The sequence below is a fragment of the Sorangium sp. So ce367 genome (genome assembly GCF_051520455.1).
GTDB classification, from domain to species: domain Bacteria; phylum Myxococcota_A; class Polyangia; order Polyangiales; family Polyangiaceae; genus Sorangium; species Sorangium cellulosum_B.
Window position 1 is genome coordinate 365,993 of record NZ_CP150334.1, and the last position, 18,757, is coordinate 384,749.

15 protein-coding genes and 1 pseudogene are annotated in these 18,757 nt (G+C 72.2%); 6 read left to right on the forward strand and 10 right to left on the reverse strand.

Annotation, left to right across the window (positions count from 1 at the left end; genetic code table 11):
* Positions 1 to 102: 102 nt before the first annotated feature.
* The 4 genes from WME97_RS01410 to WME97_RS01425 all read right to left on the reverse strand — a co-directional run bounded on the left by WME97_RS01410 (position 103) and on the right by WME97_RS01425 (position 3,950).
* A complete protein-coding gene (locus tag WME97_RS01410) occupies positions 103 to 2,376 on the reverse strand; it encodes a hypothetical protein (RefSeq protein WP_437548859.1) in 2,274 nt (757 codons plus the stop codon).
* A gap of 54 nt (positions 2,377 to 2,430) precedes the next feature.
* Positions 2,431 to 2,817 (reverse strand): RidA family protein, encoded by a 387-nt coding sequence (locus WME97_RS01415; protein WP_437279214.1) that lies wholly within the window; start codon positions 2,815 to 2,817, stop codon positions 2,431 to 2,433.
* Between the two features lie 96 nt (positions 2,818 to 2,913).
* Positions 2,914 to 3,528 carry a recombination mediator RecR gene (gene recR, locus WME97_RS01420; protein WP_437331070.1) on the reverse strand — a complete coding sequence of 205 codons (615 nt, stop codon included), beginning with the start codon at positions 3,526 to 3,528 and terminating at the stop codon, positions 2,914 to 2,916.
* Between the two features lie 98 nt (positions 3,529 to 3,626).
* Complete coding sequence (locus WME97_RS01425) at positions 3,627 to 3,950, reverse strand: YbaB/EbfC family nucleoid-associated protein (protein ID WP_437548861.1); 324 nt, start codon at positions 3,948 to 3,950, stop codon at positions 3,627 to 3,629.
* Between the two features lie 402 nt (positions 3,951 to 4,352).
* Here WME97_RS01425 and dnaX point away from each other — a divergent pair, with 402 nt between their 5' ends.
* A complete protein-coding gene (gene dnaX, locus WME97_RS01430) occupies positions 4,353 to 6,701 on the forward strand; it encodes a DNA polymerase III subunit gamma/tau (protein WP_437548863.1) in 2,349 nt (782 codons plus the stop codon).
* Between the two features lie 40 nt (positions 6,702 to 6,741).
* On the opposite strand, the gene WME97_RS01435 is transcribed toward dnaX, so the two are convergent.
* The 5 genes and pseudogenes from WME97_RS01435 to WME97_RS01455 all read right to left on the reverse strand — a co-directional run.
* Positions 6,742 to 7,347: an AAA family ATPase gene (locus tag WME97_RS01435; protein ID WP_437548865.1), complete on the reverse strand. Its 606-nt coding sequence runs from the start codon at positions 7,345 to 7,347 to the stop codon at positions 6,742 to 6,744.
* Positions 7,348 to 7,358: 11 nt separating this feature from the next.
* Positions 7,359 to 8,351, reverse strand: a complete 993-nt coding sequence (locus WME97_RS01440; RefSeq protein WP_437548867.1) for a class I SAM-dependent methyltransferase — start codon at positions 8,349 to 8,351, stop codon at positions 7,359 to 7,361.
* Positions 8,348 to 9,424: a radical SAM protein gene (locus WME97_RS01445; RefSeq protein ID WP_437548869.1), complete on the reverse strand. Its 1,077-nt coding sequence runs from the start codon at positions 9,422 to 9,424 to the stop codon at positions 8,348 to 8,350. The genes WME97_RS01440 and WME97_RS01445 overlap by 4 nt, the downstream gene beginning before the upstream one ends.
* A complete protein-coding gene (locus WME97_RS01450; RefSeq protein ID WP_437548871.1) occupies positions 9,421 to 10,167 on the reverse strand; it encodes a radical SAM protein in 747 nt (248 codons plus the stop codon). The genes WME97_RS01445 and WME97_RS01450 overlap by 4 nt, the downstream gene beginning before the upstream one ends.
* A gap of 244 nt (positions 10,168 to 10,411) precedes the next feature.
* A pseudogene (locus WME97_RS01455) lies at positions 10,412 to 10,919 on the reverse strand (IS5 family transposase); the annotation flags it as partial.
* 466 nt (positions 10,920 to 11,385) lie between these two features.
* On the opposite strand from WME97_RS01455, the gene WME97_RS01460 reads away from it, so the two are divergent.
* The 4 genes from WME97_RS01460 to WME97_RS01475 all read left to right on the forward strand — a co-directional run bounded on the left by WME97_RS01460 (position 11,386) and on the right by WME97_RS01475 (position 15,969).
* A complete protein-coding gene (locus WME97_RS01460) occupies positions 11,386 to 12,393 on the forward strand; it encodes an SGNH/GDSL hydrolase family protein (protein WP_437548873.1) in 1,008 nt (335 codons plus the stop codon).
* A 111-nt stretch (positions 12,394 to 12,504) separates the two neighbouring features.
* Complete coding sequence (tssI, locus tag WME97_RS01465) at positions 12,505 to 13,800, forward strand: type VI secretion system tip protein TssI/VgrG (RefSeq protein WP_437548875.1); 1,296 nt, start codon at positions 12,505 to 12,507, stop codon at positions 13,798 to 13,800.
* A 145-nt stretch (positions 13,801 to 13,945) separates the two neighbouring features.
* Positions 13,946 to 15,391 carry a hypothetical protein gene (locus tag WME97_RS01470; protein WP_437548876.1) on the forward strand — a complete coding sequence of 482 codons (1,446 nt, stop codon included), beginning with the start codon at positions 13,946 to 13,948 and terminating at the stop codon, positions 15,389 to 15,391.
* The gene (locus WME97_RS01475; RefSeq protein ID WP_437548877.1) at positions 15,388 to 15,969 is read left to right on the forward strand and encodes a hypothetical protein; all 582 of its coding nucleotides are present in this window, start codon (positions 15,388 to 15,390) and stop codon (positions 15,967 to 15,969) included. Before WME97_RS01470 ends, WME97_RS01475 begins: the two co-directional genes overlap by 4 nt.
* 471 nt (positions 15,970 to 16,440) lie before the next feature.
* Here WME97_RS01475 and WME97_RS01480 read toward each other — a convergent pair whose 3' ends face one another.
* Positions 16,441 to 17,133: a DNA-binding protein gene (locus tag WME97_RS01480; RefSeq protein ID WP_437548879.1), complete on the reverse strand. Its 693-nt coding sequence runs from the start codon at positions 17,131 to 17,133 to the stop codon at positions 16,441 to 16,443.
* A gap of 115 nt (positions 17,134 to 17,248) precedes the next feature.
* Between WME97_RS01480 and WME97_RS01485 the strand changes: the two genes are divergently transcribed.
* Positions 17,249 to 18,751 carry an RNA polymerase sigma factor gene (locus tag WME97_RS01485; RefSeq protein ID WP_437548881.1) on the forward strand — a complete coding sequence of 501 codons (1,503 nt, stop codon included), beginning with the start codon at positions 17,249 to 17,251 and terminating at the stop codon, positions 18,749 to 18,751.
* Positions 18,752 to 18,757 lie beyond the last annotated feature (6 nt).

The following is an 18,757-nucleotide window of genomic DNA, read 5'->3' on the forward strand; positions in this document are numbered from 1 at the left end:
CAAAAGCCGAGAGGCGAGCGCCGGGTCGCCCCGGGCTCGCCTCCTGGCCTTTGGGTCACCGGCTTCGCGTCGCCGGCGCGCCGGCGAGGCCGGCGCTCCCGATCAGCCGCCGGTCGACGGCTGGGCCTCGGGGCCGGAGCCCTCGGCGGGCTCCTCGCTGCCCGCCGCGGCGTCCCTCGCGGGCGGGACGGCGCCGGCCGGGACCGGGATCCGCAGCTGCCCGCCGCCCTGCTGGGCGAGCACGCCGAGCGCCTTCTGGAAGAAGGCCGCCAGGAAGGGGATCTCCCGCGGCGGCGAGGTGATCAGCCCGGCGTCCTTGATGGCGCGCGCGACGGCGAGGGCGGTGGTGGCCGCCGCGTCGCCCTTGCGCGCCCGCAGCGACACGGCGCTGCTTCGAATCCGCGTCGCGAGCTGCCCGCGCACCTCGGGCGAGAAGAAGCGGTCGGTCGCGAGGTCGATCTCCTCCCGCAGGGCCGTGTTCACCAGCCCGGGATCGCGCATCCCGGCGGCCCCGAGCCGCTGGCCGACCTTCTGCAGGAGCTCGTCGAGCGCCGGCCGCGAGGGCAGCCAGTGCCGGAACTCGGGCTCCTCGTGCAGCGCGGCGGAGCCGGCGATCTGCGCCGTCACCAGCTCGTCCGTCAGGCTCTCTTCGAGATCCGCCACCGGGTGCCTCGGCTCGGCGTCCGGCGCGGGCTCGATGAGATCGCGACATCCCTCGAACCCGAGCGGCACGACCTGCCCCGACACCGCGTTCTGCCGCTTCGCGGCCGCGATCCGGTGGCGCGCCCACTCCAGGGAGACCGGCACGGGCGCCGTGCCCAGGTTCTCGTACGCGCGCGCGCGGCCCTCCTTGATCTGCGAGCCGCTGAGCCACCCCGCTCCGGCGTGCAGCACGCCGACCGAGTCGCGCACGATCACCTCGGCGATCCGGTAGCGGCCGCTGGTGTCGCGGCTCGTGATCGCGATGGCCTCGGTCCCGCTCGAGTCGGGCGGGATGAGCGTGGCCTCGACCACCTCGGCGCGCTCCTCCGCGAGCCGCACCACGCGCGGGCGCGTCGGGATCGTCGCCCCGCGCGACTTGAGCACGTTGAGCGCGCGCCGCGCCGCCTTCCGCGCCGCGCCGGAGGCGTCCTCCGACTCGGCGGCCGCCGCGATAGCCTCCGCGTTGGACGCGCCGAGCCAGGCGTCGACGAGCGCCGGCGCGGCGTCGCCCGCCGACTTCAGCGCCTCGAGCGCCCGATCCCAGCCCGCCGCGAGCACCTCGGCGTCGAAGTCGACCTTCGCCGCCCCGGCGCTCGGGCTGCCTTCCGGGCGGGCGCCGCTCTCGGCCTTGCTCTTCGCGGTGGCCGCGGCCTGCTGGGCCTTCGCGGTGCGCGCGCCGAGCGCCTCGCGCGCCGTGAGCGCCGGCTTGTCCGCGGTCGCGACCGGCTTCGCCTTGGCGGCCGGGAGCGCGAAGAGGAGGTGCGCCGGCTTGGCCGGGCCCTGCGGCTGCCGGGCGCTCTTGCCCGTCACGACCGTCGCGGTCGCGCCCTGGCCGACCACGGTCACCATCCGGTCGCTCTGCTGCTGCTTCGCCGCGGCGGGCGCTCGTCCTTCGGCGCCCCCGGGGCCCTGCGGCCGACCGCCTTCTCCTGCCGGCCGCGCCGAGAAGCCGCGGTCGGGCCTGGGCCCGCGCTCGGGGCGCGGCCCGCGGTCGGGGCGCGGCCCGCGGTCAGGCCTGGGCCCACGGTCGGGCCTGGGCCCGCGGTCGGACCAGGGGCGGTCGGGGCGCGGCCCGCGGTCGGGCCTCGCGCCCTGCTCTGCGCCTGCTACCTGCGCCGCTCCAGGGCCCTGCTCGGGCCTGGGTCCACGGTCGGGGCGCGGCCCGCGGTCGGGGCGCGGCCCGCGGTCGGGCCTGGGTCCACGGTCGGGGCGCGGGCCGCGATCGGGCCTGGGCCCGCGGTCGGGCCTCGGCCCGCCGGAGGCCACGGCGGGCCGCTCGGGCCTGGGCGCGCGGTAGTCGCGCACCACCCGCGGCGCGGCGGCCGGAGGCGGCGCGGCGTCCTCGGTCGTCGGCGGCGGCGGCGCGTCTGCGAGCGCCGGCCGCTTGCGGGGCGCGATGAGATCCAACAGCGAGCCCTGCGGTTCCTTTGCGGCGGCCTTCGACGAGGGGCGCGGCGCCTCGCCTGCGGGCTGCGCCGACGCGCCCTCGGAGGGCTCGTCGGTCCGCTTCACGCCGCCCGCGCCGCTCGCGCCGACGGACGTGCTCGCCGACCGGACGACCCGCCGCGCGCGCGGCTTGTCTCCGCTCTCTGCATCGGGGGCGCCTTCGCGCGCAGATTCGGGAACTGCGCTGGCGGTCCGCTCCGTGCTCTCGCTCTCGTTCTTTGTGCTCATGTCGAGGCTCCCGGGGACATAGTGGAGATGGGGACCGCGGCCGCGGCTCCCCGATTATCGCGAAAGATGGGCAACAGCTTCGATCTCGACGGCGGCGCCCTTGGGCAGCGCCGCCACCTGCACCGTCGCCCGTGCGGGCAGCACGCCGCCGACGGCTGCTCCGTACACCTGGTTGACGATGGCGAAATCCGCGAGGTCCGTCAGGTAGATCGTGGTCTTCACCACGTCGCTCCAGCTCGCGCCGGCCGCGGACAGCACCTCGGTCAGGTTCTTGATCACCCGGGCCGTCTGCTCCTCGATCCCCCCGGCGACGAGCTCGCCCGTCGCGGGATCGATCGGGATCTGGCCGCTGCAGAACACGAGATCTCCGGCCTTGACGGCCTGCGAGTAGGGGCCGATGGCGCGCGGGGCCCGATCGGATGTGATGGCGATTTTGGACATTTCGACCTCTGAAATTCGTGGGCGCTTCGGCGTGAAGAACGCCCGCCCGCCCCGCCCCTCGCTTTCGTTGGCTGGGGCCGATTCTCGCGTTTCCTGCTAGCCGAAGCTCTTCCGGCCTTCGATGGCTCGCCCCAGCGTCACCTGGTCGGCGAACTCCAGATCTCCCCCGTGCGGCACGCCGCTGGCGATCCGCGTGACCTGGATCCCCATCGCGCCGAGCTCCCGCGCGAGCAGGAGCGCGGTCGCCTCTCCGTCGACGGAAGGCGGGGTGGCGACCAGCACCTCTCTCACCGGCTGCTCGGGATCGCGCACGCGCGCCCGGAGCGCCTCGAGCGGCAGCTCCTCGGCGCCGACCCCCTCGAGCGGCGAGAGGAGCCGGCCGAGCACGAAGTACCGCCCGCGCATCGCCCCGCTCCGCTCGATCGCCAGGAGGTCCTGGACGCGCGCGACAACGCACAGGAGCGCGCCGTCGCGCCGCGTATCCAGGCAGATGGCGCAGAGCGCCCGGCCGTCGTCGTCGAGCTCGGCGATGTGGCCGCACCGGATGCACGGCCTGATGTGATCGCAGAGCTCGACGAGCTCGCCCCCCAGGTCGCGCGCGGTGTCCTCGCCGGCGGTCACGAGGAAGAGGGCGAAGCGCTGCGCCGTCTTCTCGCCGACGCCCGGCAGGCGGGCGAGCAGCTGGGCGACCCGCGACAGCCGGCCGGGCAGGCCGCCGGGCGCGCTCCGGAAGCCGGCCGCGGGCGCGCCCCGGTCGCCGTTCGGGACCTTCGAGGAGCCGGGGAGCGACGACGGGGAGCGCAACGCCGTCAAGTGTGCATGCCGGGGAGCTTGACGCCGCCGGTCACCTTGGTGATCTCGGTCTCGACGAGCTTGTCGGCCGCCTCGAGCGCCGAGTTCGATGCGGCCACGACGGCGTCGAGCGCCATCTCCAAGCCCTCGCTCGCGAGGAAGGCGGGGTCGACCTCGATCCGGCGCACCTTGCCCTCGCAGGAGACCACGACGGTGACCTTGTCGCCGGCGGCGGTCGCGCTCACCTCGCGGTCCTTCAGCTCGCCCTTCACCTGGTCGATCTTGCGCTGCACGCGCGCCGCCTGGCGAACCAGCTCGTTCATTCCGCCGCGAAATTGCATATTCAGATCGGCGTCTATGCCGTGAACCGCGCCGCGCCGCAACCGTGAAGGGGAGGGGGACGGGGGAGGGATGGGGACGAGGAGGGGCGCTGGACGCGCGGCCCGCCGACGCAGCGCGCGGCCGTTCGACGCAGCGCGCGGCACCACGGGCGTCTCCCTCCGGGGCCGCCCGCCGCGAGCGGGCTCCTCCGTCTCTTCAGGGGGCTCGCTGGCGCGCTCTCCAGGGGCTCCTTGGCGCGTGCGGCGGCGCGGTTCCGGCGGATTCCGGCCGGTTCCGGCCCCGGCGCGGGCGGGGTGCATTTTGTGCGGCAATTCTGGCAAACTCTCCGGAATGCAGGGCGACTTCCGTACCGGCCACAGCCGCGGCGACGCGCCCGCGAGAAGGTGCTAGTCGAGCAGCGTATGAGCTACGTCGTCCTCGCGCGGAAATGGCGCCCGCAGTCCTTCGAGGATCTCGTCGGACAGGAGCACGTCTCCACGACGCTCGCCAACGCCATCGCGCGGGATCGCGTCGCCCACGCGTTCCTCTTCACGGGCGTCCGCGGGGTCGGCAAGACGACGAGCGCCCGCATCCTCGCGAAGGCGCTGAACTGCGTCCACGGGCCGACGGCGACGCCCTGCCAGACGTGCGCGCCGTGCGCCGAGATCACGGTCGGCGCGGACGTCGACGTCCAGGAGATCGACGGCGCGAGCTACAACGGCGTCGACGAGGTGCGCAAGCTCCAGGAGAGCCTGCCGTACCGGCCGGCGCGCGACCGGTTCAAGATCTTCATCGTGGACGAGGTCCACATGCTCTCGAACGCGGCGTGGAACGCGTTCTTGAAGACGCTCGAGGAGCCGCCGCCGCACGTGAAGTTCATCTTCGCGACGACGGAGGTGCACAAGGTCCCGGTCACGATCCTGAGCCGGTGCCAGCGCTACGACTTCAAGCTCATCGGGGCGCAGGCGATCGCGGCGCGGCTCCGCTGGGTGCTCGATCAGGAGAAGATCCCCGCCGACGACCCGGCGCTCAGCGCGCTCGCGCGGGAGGCGGCGGGGAGCATGCGCGACGCGATGAGCCTGCTCGACCAGGTGATCGCGTGGGTGGGGACGAGCGGCGATCGCATCACGGCCGAGGGGGTGGCGAAGGTGCTCGGCGTCGCCGACCGCGTCGTGCTGCACCGGCTCGCGGGCGCGCTCGTGGACGGCGACCCTGCGGCGTGCGTGCGCATCGTCGGCGAGCTCGCGCAGGAGGGGTACGATCTGCCCCACGTGGCCCGCGATTTCCTCGCGCACCTGCGCGATCTCGTGGTGGCCAAGGTCTGCGAGGACCCGGCGCCGCTCCTGGATCTCGCGGACGAGGAGGTCGCCGACACGCGCGCGCTCGCGGCGCGGGCGGACGCGGACGATCTCACGCGGCTGCACCAGGGCTTCTCGCGCGCGTTCGACGACATCGCCCGGAGCGGCCAGCCCCGCGCCTCGTTCGAGATGGCGCTCGTCCGGCTCGCCCGGAGGCCGCCGCTCCTGCCGATCGACGAGCTGCTGCGCCGCCTCGGCGATCTCGAGCGGCGCCTGAACGGCGGAGGCGGCGGCGGGGGTGGCGGCGGCGGCGCGCCGGAGCGCGGGCCGCAGCGGCCCGGCGCGCCGTCCGGCGGAGCGGCTGCGCCCCGGCGCGGGGCGGCATCGGCCGAGGCTGCGCCCGAGGACGCGCACGCCTCCGGCGCGGCGGGGTTGAATGGCGCGGCGGCGGCGAGCGGCGTGGCGCGAGCGAACGGCGCGGCGGCCGCCGGCGCACCGGCGAACGGCGTCGCCTTCGCGAGCGGCGCGGCGGGCGCGGGCGGGGCTGGGAGACCGACTGGCGCGGCGAACGGCGTGGCGGCGAACGGCGTGGCAGCGGCGAACGGCGTGGCGCGAGCGAACGGCGCGGCGGCCGTCTATGGCGCGCCGAGCGGGAGCGGGGTGGCGAGAGCGCACGGCGGCATGGCGGCGAACGGCGGTGTCGCGGCGAGCGGCACGTCGGCTGCCAACGTCGTCCCCTTCGTGAACGGCGCGCCGGGCGTGCACGGCGCCGCGACCAGCTTCGCGAGCGGCGGCGCGGCGCCGGCCTTCGCGAAGGCGCCGCCGTACGCGAGCGGCGCGGTCGCGCCCGCGTACCGCGCCGACAGCGCTCCGCCACCGTCGCCGCGCGGCGCGCTGTACTCCGTTCCGCAGAGCGCGCCGCAGTTCGTGGCGCCCGGCTCGGCGCCGAGGTCGAGCGCGCCGCCCTCGGCGCAGGGCCCGGTGCCAGCGTCGAGCGCGCCGCCCTCGGCGCCGAGCCCGGCGCCAGCGTCGAGCGCGCCGCCGCCGCCAGCGATGAGCGCCGAGGACCTCGCCACCTGGCGCGCGGTGATCGCCGCGGTCAGGGTGCAGCGGCCAGCGCTCGCCTCCGTCCTCGAGCACGCGGCGGTGCTGGAGCTCACGCCGACCCGCGTCGCGCTCGGCTACGAGGCGAACTCGTTCCTGTCCGGCCAGGCCACCGAGCCGGCGTCCCGCGACCTGCTCGCCCGCGTCCTCGGCGCCCACTTCGGCGCCCCCGCCGAGCTGGTCTTCGAGACGATCACCCGCGGCAGCGCCGGCCCGTCGCTCGCCCAGGTCGAGACCGCCGAGCGGAAGGCCCGCGTCGAGGCCGCCAAGCGCGCCGTGGCCGACCACCCGCTCGTCACGGCCGCGATCGAGCTGCTCGGCGCGGAGCTGAAGGACGTGCGGCTCGCTCAGGACTTCGCGGAGGGGTGAGGGCCCCGCGCCGCCGCGCCATGCGCCCTGGCGCGCCGAGTCAGGCGCGATGCGCGGTACCGGTCAGCCGCGCGCGGCTCGCCAGGAGCTCCGCCCGCTCCTCCACCGTGCCGGGGCCGACGTCGATCACCTCGAAGCCCGCCTCGCGGTAGAGCGCGCCGAGCCGCTGGTTGATCCGCTCCGCCTCGGCGGCGCGCGCCTCTCTGCTCTTGCCCCAGCGCGGCTCCTGGAGCTCCGGCATCACGGCGAACAGGAACACCAGCGCATAGTGCTCGAAGGCGGGCTCGCCTTCCCGCCAAGGGTACTCCGCCTCTCCGCTCGTGCGCAGGTAGTACTCGACCGGATCGAGGTACCCGCGCTCCAGCCAGTCTCCCTCCCGCGCGTCCGCCTCGATGGTCTTCTGGGTCTCCAGCACGAGCGCGGCGAACTCCCGCTTTCGGCACATGGGACAGAGGTGCTCCGGCGTGTCGATCGGGCGAAACGGCGCGTCCGGCGCGTGGCCGTGGGTGCGCGCGCCGAGCTCGTCGAGCACGCGCCGGTGCGCCTCGCCGTGTACGCGGTAGCCCCGCGTGGACGCGAGGTGACGGAGCGTCGTGGTCTTGCCGCACGAATAGGCCCCTGTCGCCACGAAGAGAGGTTTGCCCATCACCATCCCACCTATCGCCGCGCCCACCACACCGAGCCAGCGCCGCGCTCGATCGCCCGCCCGGTGCGGGACATGAAGTGAGCGACGGCCTCCATGACGCCCGCGTGATCCTCGTTGTGGTCATGGCCGGCCAGGACGCCGCCCGGCTTGAGCCTTGGCCACCAGGCCTCGAGATCGGCGAGCACGGCCGCGCGGTCGTGCGAGCCGTCGAGGAACACGAGATCCAGGCTGGCGTCGGCGAAGCGCGCCGCCGCGTCCGTGGACGCCATCCGGAGCACGTCTGGCTGGATCCCGAGCGCCGCCATGTTCGCCCTGAACGCGCCGGGCACGTCCTCCGCGGCGAGCAGGGCGCGATACCTGTCGGCGTACTTGTCGCTCGAGCCTGCCCAGGTGTCGACGCAATGGAGCGCGACCCCGTTCCTCGCGGCGAGCCGCCCGACGTACGCCGTGGAGAGCCCTTTCCACGAGCCCACCTCGACCATCGCGCCGCCCCGGAGGGGGCGCACAAGCGCCCGGTAGGCGAGGCCGTCCTCCTCGGAGAACCAGCCCTGGATGGGCGCGACCCGGGTCACCGGGAACAGCGCGAGCAGCGCCGCTCGCTTCTGCGCCGGATCGCGGTACTCGTACTGCCTGTCGCACAGCTTGACGAAGCAGCGGGCGTCGTGCGCGATGAACAGCGGCCGCTCGATCACGGCGAATTTCTTGAGCGACGTGGACCGCTCGGGCTCCCGTTCCCCTCTCCGGATCTCGTCTTCGGTCGTCGCGAAGATCACGTCTTCGTGCCGGATCGCCCGCCCCTGATCCGGGCCGTCGGTCCACGCCCTCTCTCCAGGGTATCCTGCGCGGTCGGTGCCGTGCTCGAGGAGGCGAGCCAGCTTGTCCGCCTCGCTCGCGCGGAACAGGAGAGGGGGAGGCGCGCCGCGCTCTTCGAGCTCGTCCAGGACCTCCTCGAGGAAGAGCAGATTCCGGCCGATATAAGGAAGGGGAAGGATGAACGGTGTCATGACGTGGCCAGCGAGGCGCGCATCGAAGGGGGAGGGCCGAGGACGCCGTCCCAGGGTTGCCAGGTCGAGGCGAGCCTCGCATTGGGGTGGAAGATGAGCTCGTGGACGATGCCCGGGCCCGAGCGCTTCGTCTCCTCAAGCTGGGCGAGGTCGGCCTCCTCGAAGACGACATCCATGTCCTCGAAGCGGAACACCTCGACATAGTAATAATAACCCACGATCTGCCGCTCGAACGAGAACCGCGCGTCGGCGCTCAGCGCGTCGAGGAGCGGCTCGAGCCGGACGCGCGCGCGATCGCTGTACTTGACGACGTGGTTCTCGACCACCGCGGTCGGGTCGGTCTTCATCAGCTGCCGGAAGATCACGTTGTCCACGCCGAGCGACCGGGCGAAGCGCAGGTAATCGACGATGGGCTCGACGGCGTCGATCTGCCCGTCGAGGAGCACACAGGAGAGGCGCACCCGGGTGCCGCCCGCCGTCGCCGCCGCCACGACGCTGCGCAGCTCGTCGGCGCGGAGGCCGTCCTTCATCACCATCAGCCGTGCGTTCCTGTCGTGATCGGGGTGGGCGCGGCTGATGTTGAGGTGCTGGATACCGGTGTCGACGATCCAGTCGATCACCCGCTTTCCTTCCCGCTGCTGGAGCAGCCCCGATCCGTTCGTCGTGAGCGTCCGCTTGCGGCCCCGGTGGGCCTGCCCGAGCGCTAGGATGCGGGGCAACCGCGGATCGTGGCTCGGCTCCCCGCCGGTCACCGAGACCGTCGGATCGAGCGGCCGGAGGGCTTCCAGGGACGCCGCCATGGCATCGAAATAGCGCTCGTCGTCGTCCTCGACGGTCTTCTGCACCGACAGGCTGCGCCCGCGCGACGCGGGCCTGAGCTCCTCGACGCAGAAATGGCATTTCGCGTTGCAGGGTTGACGGCTGTAGATGGAGAAGTTCGCGTTGCGATAGACCTCGATCGGCCGGCCCCACAGGTCGAAGCGCACCGTGTCGCCGGCGGTGCTGTTGCCCTTGAGATCGAAGGCGCGGCTCTTCAGGCGGCGCCATTCCTCGCGGAAGGGACGGGCGTTCACGGCAGCCTCCTCATCGCGTCGGAGCGCGCCACGAGGTCGGGGCCAAAGGCGCTGCCGTCTGGGTTGAGCATCGTGAAATGGGTCCCCACGAGGAAAGGCTCGTCCCAGTCCTCCCGCTTCTGCGCGAAGCCATAGCGCTGCAGGTGGAACACGTTGGCGAGCGCGAGGAGCCCCGCGTCGCGCACCGCCTCGACGATCCATGCATCGCCGTCGGGCTCGGTCTTGCGCAGCCGGACGTTCAGGACGAGCTGGCGATCGCCGCCGAGCGCGGAGAGCCGCTCGCGCAGGGCGCACGCGAGGGCGAGCAGGCCGCCGTCGTGCTCGAGGAGGTGGTGGTTCACCGAGAGCTTGATCGTGGCGGGCTCGCCGAGCCTCTGGAGCCACGCGTCGAGCCCGGCCGGTTCGCGCGGGATCTCGACGCCGTTGGTCACGACGACGACGCGCGCGCAGCGGGGCTCGGCGCGGGCGAGGCGGACCATCTCGTCGAAGTGCGGGTGGATCGTGGGCTCGCCGCCCTCGAGCTGCACCTCGAAGGGGCCCTCGGCCGGGAAGCTCGCGAGGTAGCGATCGAGGGCGAGGAAGGTCTGCCCCCGGGGCGATGAGCAGGTGCAGCACCACGGACAGGAGCGGTTGCAGTGGTTCGAGGTGGCCACGTAGAGCCGGTGCGGCCGCTCCGCCGTGGGGCGGTCGAGCGGCAGGGTGCCCGTGAGCGTGGCGTTCTGGGGGCGCGTCGCGGTCGGCATGGAGCCTCCTGCGAGGAGGATACGGCGGCGGGAGGAGGGGATGAAGGAGATCCGCGGCGGGGGATCACGGCGCCGGGGCGAGCGTGCCGAGGCCGAAGGGGGAGGCGTAGCCGAGGGCGATGGGGCCGCGGACGGGCTCGGCGAAGGTGAGGCGCAGGCCGAGGCTCGTGGCGATGGGAGGGCGATGATCGAGGCTGAGTAAGCGTGTGCCGCGGAAGTGGCGCTCGGAATATGCTTAGAGAGCCTAACAAAAGCCTGTCGGGATATGGTTGAGGCAGATCAGGCATACGGCGAGCAGGAGGAACGCTCGGTGAATGTCGGCACGGCGCTCATACCGCACGGTCAAGCGGCGGAAGCGCCGGACCCAAGCGATCGTCCGTTCGACGACCCAGCGGTGACGGCCGAGTTTCTCCGACGACTCGATGCCCTTGCGAGCGATGCGGGGCACGATGTGGCGCAGATGACAAGCCAACCGCAGGGCCGGGTCGTCGTAGGCCTTATCGGCATGCAGTTTCTTGGGGCGGCGCCGCGGTCGGCCGCAAGGACGCGCGATCGGCGGCACCGCGTCCACCATAGGAGTGAACATCCTCGAGTCATGGACGTTCGCCGGCGTCATCTCGACGGCGAGCGGGATACCATTCTGATCGACCAGAAGGTGATACTTCGTGCCCGGCCGGCCACGATCCGTGGGGTTCGGGCCAGTTTTTCACGCCCCTTTTTGCTGGAACCAGCGAGGCATCCAGCTCAGCACGCCCGCGTTGGTGGCCCGCGCGGTTCTGCTTTTCGTGATCCGGCCGGCTCGTCCCGGCCTCCTCGCCTCGTTGGCGTCCACACGCCCAAGGGCTACTGCTTCGTAATCGTTCACGGATCGACTCAATCAATGCAACAATTCGCGTGCCTGCAAGACTGAGCGAGCATATGAAGACAACCGTTGCTGGTACTCGCAAGCGCCCGAGGTTGGTCAGGAATGCGATCCAGCCCGTGAACGGTTACACTGCTTCTTCCTGACCAACGCGCCCCGCAAGACGCACGGCCCGCATCAGGTAGGCGATCTCTCATGCGTCCGCTGGGAGAGCGAAGCTGCAGTTCTCGATGCCGGGCACCGGATGGGCGACCGTCGTCGCGCCGTGAGATTGCCATAGGCTGCCCGATCGTCGATTCCGACTGCCGTCGTTTCAGTTGACAAAACCGTAGCTTTCGGCGTTACCATCCTCCGGCATGAAGCCGCTCACATCTTGGCCGGTCCTGGCCGGGCTCGTCGTCATCGCTCTCGGCTGTAGCGGCGGCGGCGCGGGCGGCGTCGGCGCGGGCGCCGGCGGAGCGGGCGAAGCGGGCGCCGGTGGCGGCGCAGGCGGAACGAGCGACGGCGGCGGCACGGACGGCGCTGCCGCGGGCACCGGCGGAACGACCTCTGCGGCCGGTACCGGTGGATCGCTCGCGGGAACGGGCGGTGGCGGGGATGGCGGCGGTGCGGCGGCCGGCGGCAGCGGCGGCGATTCGGGCGCGCAGGGTGGCGCCGGTGGCGGCGCGGGCTCGACCTATCGGCCCTGCCCGACCGACGGTACGGCGTGCAAGATCATGCCGTTCGGCGACTCTATCACCGACGGATACAACGGGGACACGCCGGGCGGCTATCGCGTCGAGCTGTTCCGGCTCGCGCACGCGGCGGGCAAGAACATCACGTTCGTCGGTTCGGGATCGAACGGACCGAACACCGTTGGCGGCGTGGCGTTCCCGCACAACCACGAGGGCCACAGCGGCTGGACGATCGCCCCCGCAGGCGGAAGGAGCGGCATCTCGACGCTGGTGTCGACCGTCATGCCGCAATACAAGCCCGACATCGTGCTCTTGATGATTGGAACAAACGACGCAATCGACAATTACGACATGCCCAACGCCCCCAAACGTCTGGGCGCGTTGATTGACAGCATCTACGAGCAGCTCCCCAGTGTTCTCATCGTGGTGGCCGCGCCCGTCCCGTCGCGCGGCGATGCGAGCAAGGGCGACGACACCGCGCTCAGCGCGCGCATCAAGACCTACGACGACGCCATTCCGGCGGTGGTGAAGGCCCGCGCGGACGCAGGCCGACACATCATCTCCGTCGACATGTACACGCCCTTCAATCCGAACAAGACCACGTTACTCGAAGATCAGTGGCACCCCAACCTCCAGGGCTACGTGCTGCTGGGCGAGCAGTGGTACGCGGCGTTGCAGCCTCTGCTCTGACGGCGCGGTCGCTCAAGGGAGGCGCGCGGAGCCCGACGCCCGGCGCGGCGTGTGCAGGCTCGACCAGGGGGTAGGTAATCTCAGCCTTGATTTCGCGCCCACGGGGCACGAATGAGCCGACGGCGACGCGCGCCCCGGCCCCCGCGCGTCTACTGCGTCCAGCACCAGGAGAGCGATCTCGCCTTCATCGCCAGGCTCTGCGCGGAGGACAACGTCTTCTTCTGGTTCGAGCCGCCCGAGGGCGGCGACCCGGCGGCGCCCGAGGTGATCGTCTTCGCCGATTCCCCCGGGGCCTATGCGCAGATCGCCGGCGATCCCACGCTCGCCTACCGCCAGGCGACCGGCGCCGCCGCGCTCGCTCCCGAGGAGCGGCACGTGACGCGGTTCGTGCGGAGGCAGGCCAAGGCGCCGCGCGGCGCGCGGGTGAAGGGCTTCGACTTCGCGCGACCGGCGCTCGATCTCGGCGGGTCCCGAGGGGAGGCGATCCGGGGGCGCACGACGTACGAGCACCACGATCACGACGAGCGGATCGACGCCGGCGCCGAGCGGGCGCAGATCGTGCTGGAGCAGGCCCGGGCGCGCGCGGATCTCGGCGAGGGCGCCTCGTGGTGCCGGCGGCTCGCGCCGGGGCACAGGTTCTCGCTGGAGGGCCACGACGTCGCCGCGCTCAACGGGCGCTATGTGCTGACCCGGGTCGAGCACGAGGGCCACAACGCGCACCTCTCGGGCAGCGACGGGCCGAGCTACGAGGCGCGCTTCCGCTGCGCGCCCGAGGCCGTGCCGGTGAGGCCGCCCGCGCCCCGCGCGTCGGTGCGGCAGGCGCTCGAGACCGCGACCGTCGTCGGCCCGCCCGGCGAGGAGATCCACACCGACGCGCTCGGCCGCGTGAAGGTGCAGTTCCACTGGGACCTCGACGGCGCGCGCGACGACAGGAGCTCGTGCTGGCTCCGCGTCGCGACGCCGTGGGCGGGCGCGGGCTGGGGCTTCCAGTTCGTGCCTCGCGTGGGGATGGAGGTCCTCGTCGGCTTCCTCGGCGGCGATCTCGACCGCCCCGTCGTCGTGGGCGCGCTCCACAACGGCCTCCACGCGCCGACGCACCGGCTGCCGCGCTCGCGCTCGCGGAGCGGCATCCGCACGCAGTCGACGCCGGGCGGCGGCGGATACAACGAGATCGCCTTCGAGGATCGGGCCGGCGGCGAGCAGGTGGTGATCCGCGCCCAGCGCGATCTCGACGCCTCGATCGAGAACGACGCCACGGAGACCGTCGGCCGCGACAAGACCCTCAACGTCGCATCGACATCACGATTCCATCGCTGTTCCGTGACGGCGAGGACACGAGGAGCGCGAGCGAGCATGACGCCGAGCCCATCGCGACCGACGATGACCACGCCGAAGAGCTCAGGATGAGCATGATCGACGACGAACCGAGGACACCGGGTGAGGTGGAGCTCGCATGAGATCGGTGGTAGCGTCTCTGCTTACCGGATTGATGTTCGTGTTCGGCTGCGCTGAAACGCCGCCGCCCCGACCGCTTCAGTCCGCGCCACCCCCGGTGGCACGCCCCACGGCGGCGGCAGCGACGGCGAGCGCTCCGCCAGCAGGCCCGAAAGACTGCGCGAAGAGCGCCACGATCGAGGAGTGCACGTGGGCGTGCAATCACGGCGCGCTCGCGAGCTGCGTCCGCGTCGGGGAGATCCGGATGCAGGCCGATCCCAAAGAGGCGGCGACCGTGCTCGAGAAGGCGTGCAACGGCGGTGAGCAAAGCGGCTGTGAGCGCCTCGCGCAGCTCTACCTTGGCGGCGCGCTGGAGAGGGATTATCCGCGCGCAGCGGCGCTCTATACCAAAGCCTGCGACGCCGGATATCAACCCGCCTGCGGTCGCCTGGCCGACCTCCGTTTCCGGAGCGAGCCGGGCATCGAGGCGCAGACCGACGAGGAGTTCGCCGCCGCGATCAAGCTCCTGGAGCGCGCCTGCAACGCCGATGATGCGAAGTCCTGTGGTACGCTGGGGGCGATCCATTTCACGGCGATCCATGTGCCGGAAGATCAGGCCAAGGGATGCGCGCTCCTCGCAAGAGGATGCTCCATGGGCAACGAATGGAGCTGCGGCCATGCAGCCGAGATGTGGGCCCGCGCGGACCTCCCCGCCCTCGGCGACATCAAGGAGCATGAGAGATGGGCGCGGGTCAACGAGTTCGCCAGACGTCAGGTGGCGCTACGCAAGGCCGCCTGCGAGGACACGGGCCGATTCTGCAACCTGGTCGCCAAAGAGGATATCACCAGCGCGAGGAGCCTGCTCGGCGAGCTCTGCCGAACCCGCAACAACATCGCCGCATGTAACGATCTCGGGCTGATGTACGGCGAAGGAGAGCAAGGCGACAGAGACTACGTGGCCGCAGCAGCGCTGTTCGAGATCGCGTGCCGAGGCGGCGCTGAGCCCTCCTGCTTCGAGCTCGCCAGGTTTTACAAATTCGGCTACGGCGTGGCGAAGGATCCGCGCAAGACGTTCGTGTTCACCGAGCGGAGCTGCGCGCTCGGCTATACGCCTGCCTGCGACATCCTCGGCACACTTTATCTCAACGGGGAGGGGACGGGGCGCGATATCCACAAATCGCTCGATTTTCGGCGAAGGGCCTGCGGCTGGCACGACAGCAATGCATGCCGTACCCTCGGTGTCTGGCTCATCTCCCACGACGGCGAGGAGGTACGGGAGGGAGAAGGGATGCGCGAAGGCGCCGAGCGTTTTCGCGAGGCATGCAATGGCGATAGCCGTCCGAGCTGCCTCGATTACGCCCTGCTCCACGACAAGGGCTGGGGCGTGCCAAGGGACCCGAAGAAGGCGCGCGAGACCGCGCAGCTCGCGTGCGATCGAGGCGATCGCGAGGCGTGCGGGTGGCTGAAGAACCCCGCGCTCCACACCCCGAAATGGGTGAAGGAGCGCGAGCAGCGGCTGGCGAAGCGCAAGGCGCGCGGCGCCGCGACCAAGGAGCCGAGATGAGCGCGGCAGAGCGAGGGCGGCAGGCAGGGCGCGCGCACCAGCGCGAACCGCGGATCGAGGGGCTCACGATCGAGCGCTACGCGGAGGTGATGGCCTATCGTCGCCACTTCCCCGCGGCGCGCTCGACCGAGGTGCTGCTCCGGCTCGGCATCCAGCCGGCGCGCTGGGACGCGGCGACGCGCGGCTGGGGCACGGCGATGAGCAGCGCGCTCGCCCGCGACGAGCCGGAGATCCTGACGCGCTTTGCGAAGGCGCTCGCCACCCAGGAGCGGCGACTTCGCGAGTTCCCGCCGCGCATCGAGTCGCTCGGCGAGCCCGTGGCCCAGCAGGGGGACATCGACGGCGCGCGCGCGTTCGAGGGCGGGCGTGCGGCGGAGCGGCCGTCGTACCTGCGCGACGAGGCCGCGAGCGCGCCCCGGGAGGCCGCGAGCGCGCCGTGGCCCGCTCTGCCCGCGGAACCGGCGCCCGGCGCGCTGCGGAACCTCCACGGGACCACCGAGATGAGCCGGTTCGTCCCCCGGCCCGCGCTGCCCTTCCAGGAGCTCGATCCGGCGCGCGAGCCCAGCAAGAAGCGCTGATCCCGAGATGGGTTCTCTTCTTGGCGCCCTCGGTGCGCTTGGCGGCTGATCTGCCCTCGACGCGGAGCCAGGCACCGCCACCGGGCCGACGAAGGGAATCGGACAGGGGATACGCAACACCCTGTGTCGCCTCGGCCAGGAGTACAACCATCGCTGCTCGGTCCAGATGCGCTCGGACAGGTCAGCGCGGCTGCAGGTCACCTCGCCCAGAGGACCGAGAGATCGAGCTCGATGGCGTGGAAGGGCTCGGCGCGGACGCGGGCGGCGTCGCGGTGGACGACGGCGGGCCCCCGTGCAGGGTGCCGCTGACGAGCTCTGCCACCTGGTGCGACGGAACGGCTTCGAGGTCGGCGTACGTGGCGCGGCGCTGTTTCTCGGCGGCTTGGCCCATAGGGGCCACGTCTGCCCGGGGGCACACAGCGTAGCAAGGCGGTAAGGCGCAGGGTCGGGTCGGCGCGCCGGCCGGCTCGCTCATTCCGCCACGAGGTCTCCTGTCGAGCGCGGCGCGACCTCGTAGGTCACCTCGTATTGCGCGGCGAGGCCGGTCACCGTGATGTCCTGATCGACCTTGAGCGACGTGGTGTCGATGACAGGTTGGCCGTTCACGATATGCACGAAGACCTGGATCTCGCCCGAGCCGTCGTCGATGTACACCTTGAAGCCGTAGGGCTGGTCGTCCTCCACGGCCTTGGTCACGCGGCCGTCCACGCGCACGAGCAGGCCCTCGACGGGCTCGCCGACCTCTCCGGTCGTGACGTCCTTCGGTCCGACGGAGCGGGCCTCGCCGAGCGTCGTGACCGAGGCTGCCTTGGCGTTGAGCACCGTCTGCTGGGCCGTCTGCCCGAGCGTCCCCGTGACACGCACCCGGGTGTCGAGGTTGAGATCGAGCGCGTCGGGCAGGCTCACGTAGATGCCCCCGGTGTCGTCCTGCAGCGCGAAGCCCTGCTCGCCGGTCGCCGAATTGAATGTGCCAGGCGCGACGGTCACGACACCGTCGACCGTCGCCGTGGAGCCCTCGGCCAGGCCGCGGGCTTCGGAGATGGCGACGGCGACCTCCTCGTCCGGAGCAGGCGACTCTTCGTCAGAGCTGCAGGCCGTCGTCGCGAGGACGCAGGTGGTGATGGCGATCGAGACGATGCTGCGAGTCGAAACGGTTTTGCGCATTCCCCGTCCCTAGCCGTGCTGTCCCCCAGGGACAAGACATGGCCCCGGAGCGCTCGCCCCTTGGCACCCGCCGTCGATTTCGTGACGATCCCGAGAATCCCCCGCAATTCTAAGCATGAGCCCTCTCTCTCCCCTCCCGCCTCCTCCCGCCGACCTCGTCCAGCACAGCACCTGGACATCGATGCACGCGACCGCTGTTCACGTGCTCCCGGGGATGCTCCGCTACCTCGGCGTGGCCGAGGACGACATCGACGACCTCTCCCAGGAGGTCCTCCTGGGCGCCTACACGAGCCTCCCCCGGTACAACCCCGCCTATCCCGCCGCAGCACCCGGCTCTGCCTCACTGCCGCCGGTCGCCTCGCCGTTTCTCGAGGACTTCGTGTTGGCCGTGCCCGCTGCCGCCGAGGACACCGCCCAGGAGCAGCGGGAGCAGGACGACCCGGCGTCGCTCCCGCTGCCGGCGCCGCGCAATCCCCCTCGGCCATCGCGCCCGCACGGCCTCGGCCCGCGCTGGCGAGCCGAGTCCAGCTGGCTCTTCGGGATCGCCTGGCGCAAGGTCCGGCGCCATCTGGAGCGCAACTACCGGCGCCTCGAGGTGCCGGTGGGCCTCGCGGATGAGGCGTACTTCGAGCGCGCCGACGTCGCGCCGAGCAGCGAGCAGCGCATTGCCACGAACCAGCGGATCGCGATCGCGACCCGCCTGCTGGCGACGATCGCGCCCGAACGGCGCGCCATCCTGATCATGGCCGACATGGTCGAGATCCCGCTGCGCGAGATCGCGCGCTCTCTCGAGCTCAACGAGAACACCGCTTCAAGTCGGCTGCGCCTCGCGCGCGAAGACTTCCGCGCCGCCGTGAAGCGCCTGCGTCCCGAGGAGCAGCGCGCGCTCCGGTCCGTCCTGCTCATGCTCCCGCTCTTCTCCCTCGCCTCCTCGCGCTCCGCCGCCGCGTCGCCGGCCGTCCACGCCGGCGCAGCCGCCATCGTCGAGACGAGCGCGCCTGCAACCCGTTCCGAGCCGCCGAGCGATCTCGGACGCCAGGACCTCGCAGATCGACCCGGGCATGCCGCTCGCTTCGCGCGCCTGCTCGCCCGGTTCATCCTCCCGGCGCTGGTGTGGGCGACGGCAGGCGTCAGCGGCGCCGCGCTGTTCGCCGCGCTCGCGCCGGCGCCGGCCCTCTGGGCCCACCGTCTGGGCCCGATCGCGACACCGATCCTCCTCTCGCGTGCCGTCGGCCTCGATGCGCGGCCGGAGACGGGGCCCGGTGGAAGGCCGCGATCCGAGGCGCCGCGATCCGATGCGATCTCGGACAAGGAAGCTTCACCCTCTCGCGCGCCCACGCCGGCACGTGTCTTCCGCCAGCGCAAACCCGCCGCGCCGGAGCAGCACGCTCCCTCCGACCAGGATCGAGAGCCGCTCGCCGACGAGCTGCAGCTGCTCGACGCCGCCAGGCAGGCGCTGCTGCAAGGCGATAGAGCGCTCGCGCTGGAGCGCATCGCCGCCCACGAGCGGCGGTTCCCCGAGGGGCGGCTCAAACTGACGCGCGAGCGGCTGCGATCGAAGGCCGCGGGGGCGCAGACAGCGCCGGCCGGCAGCGCGGCGGGGCAGACGCTTCCATGACCGCGC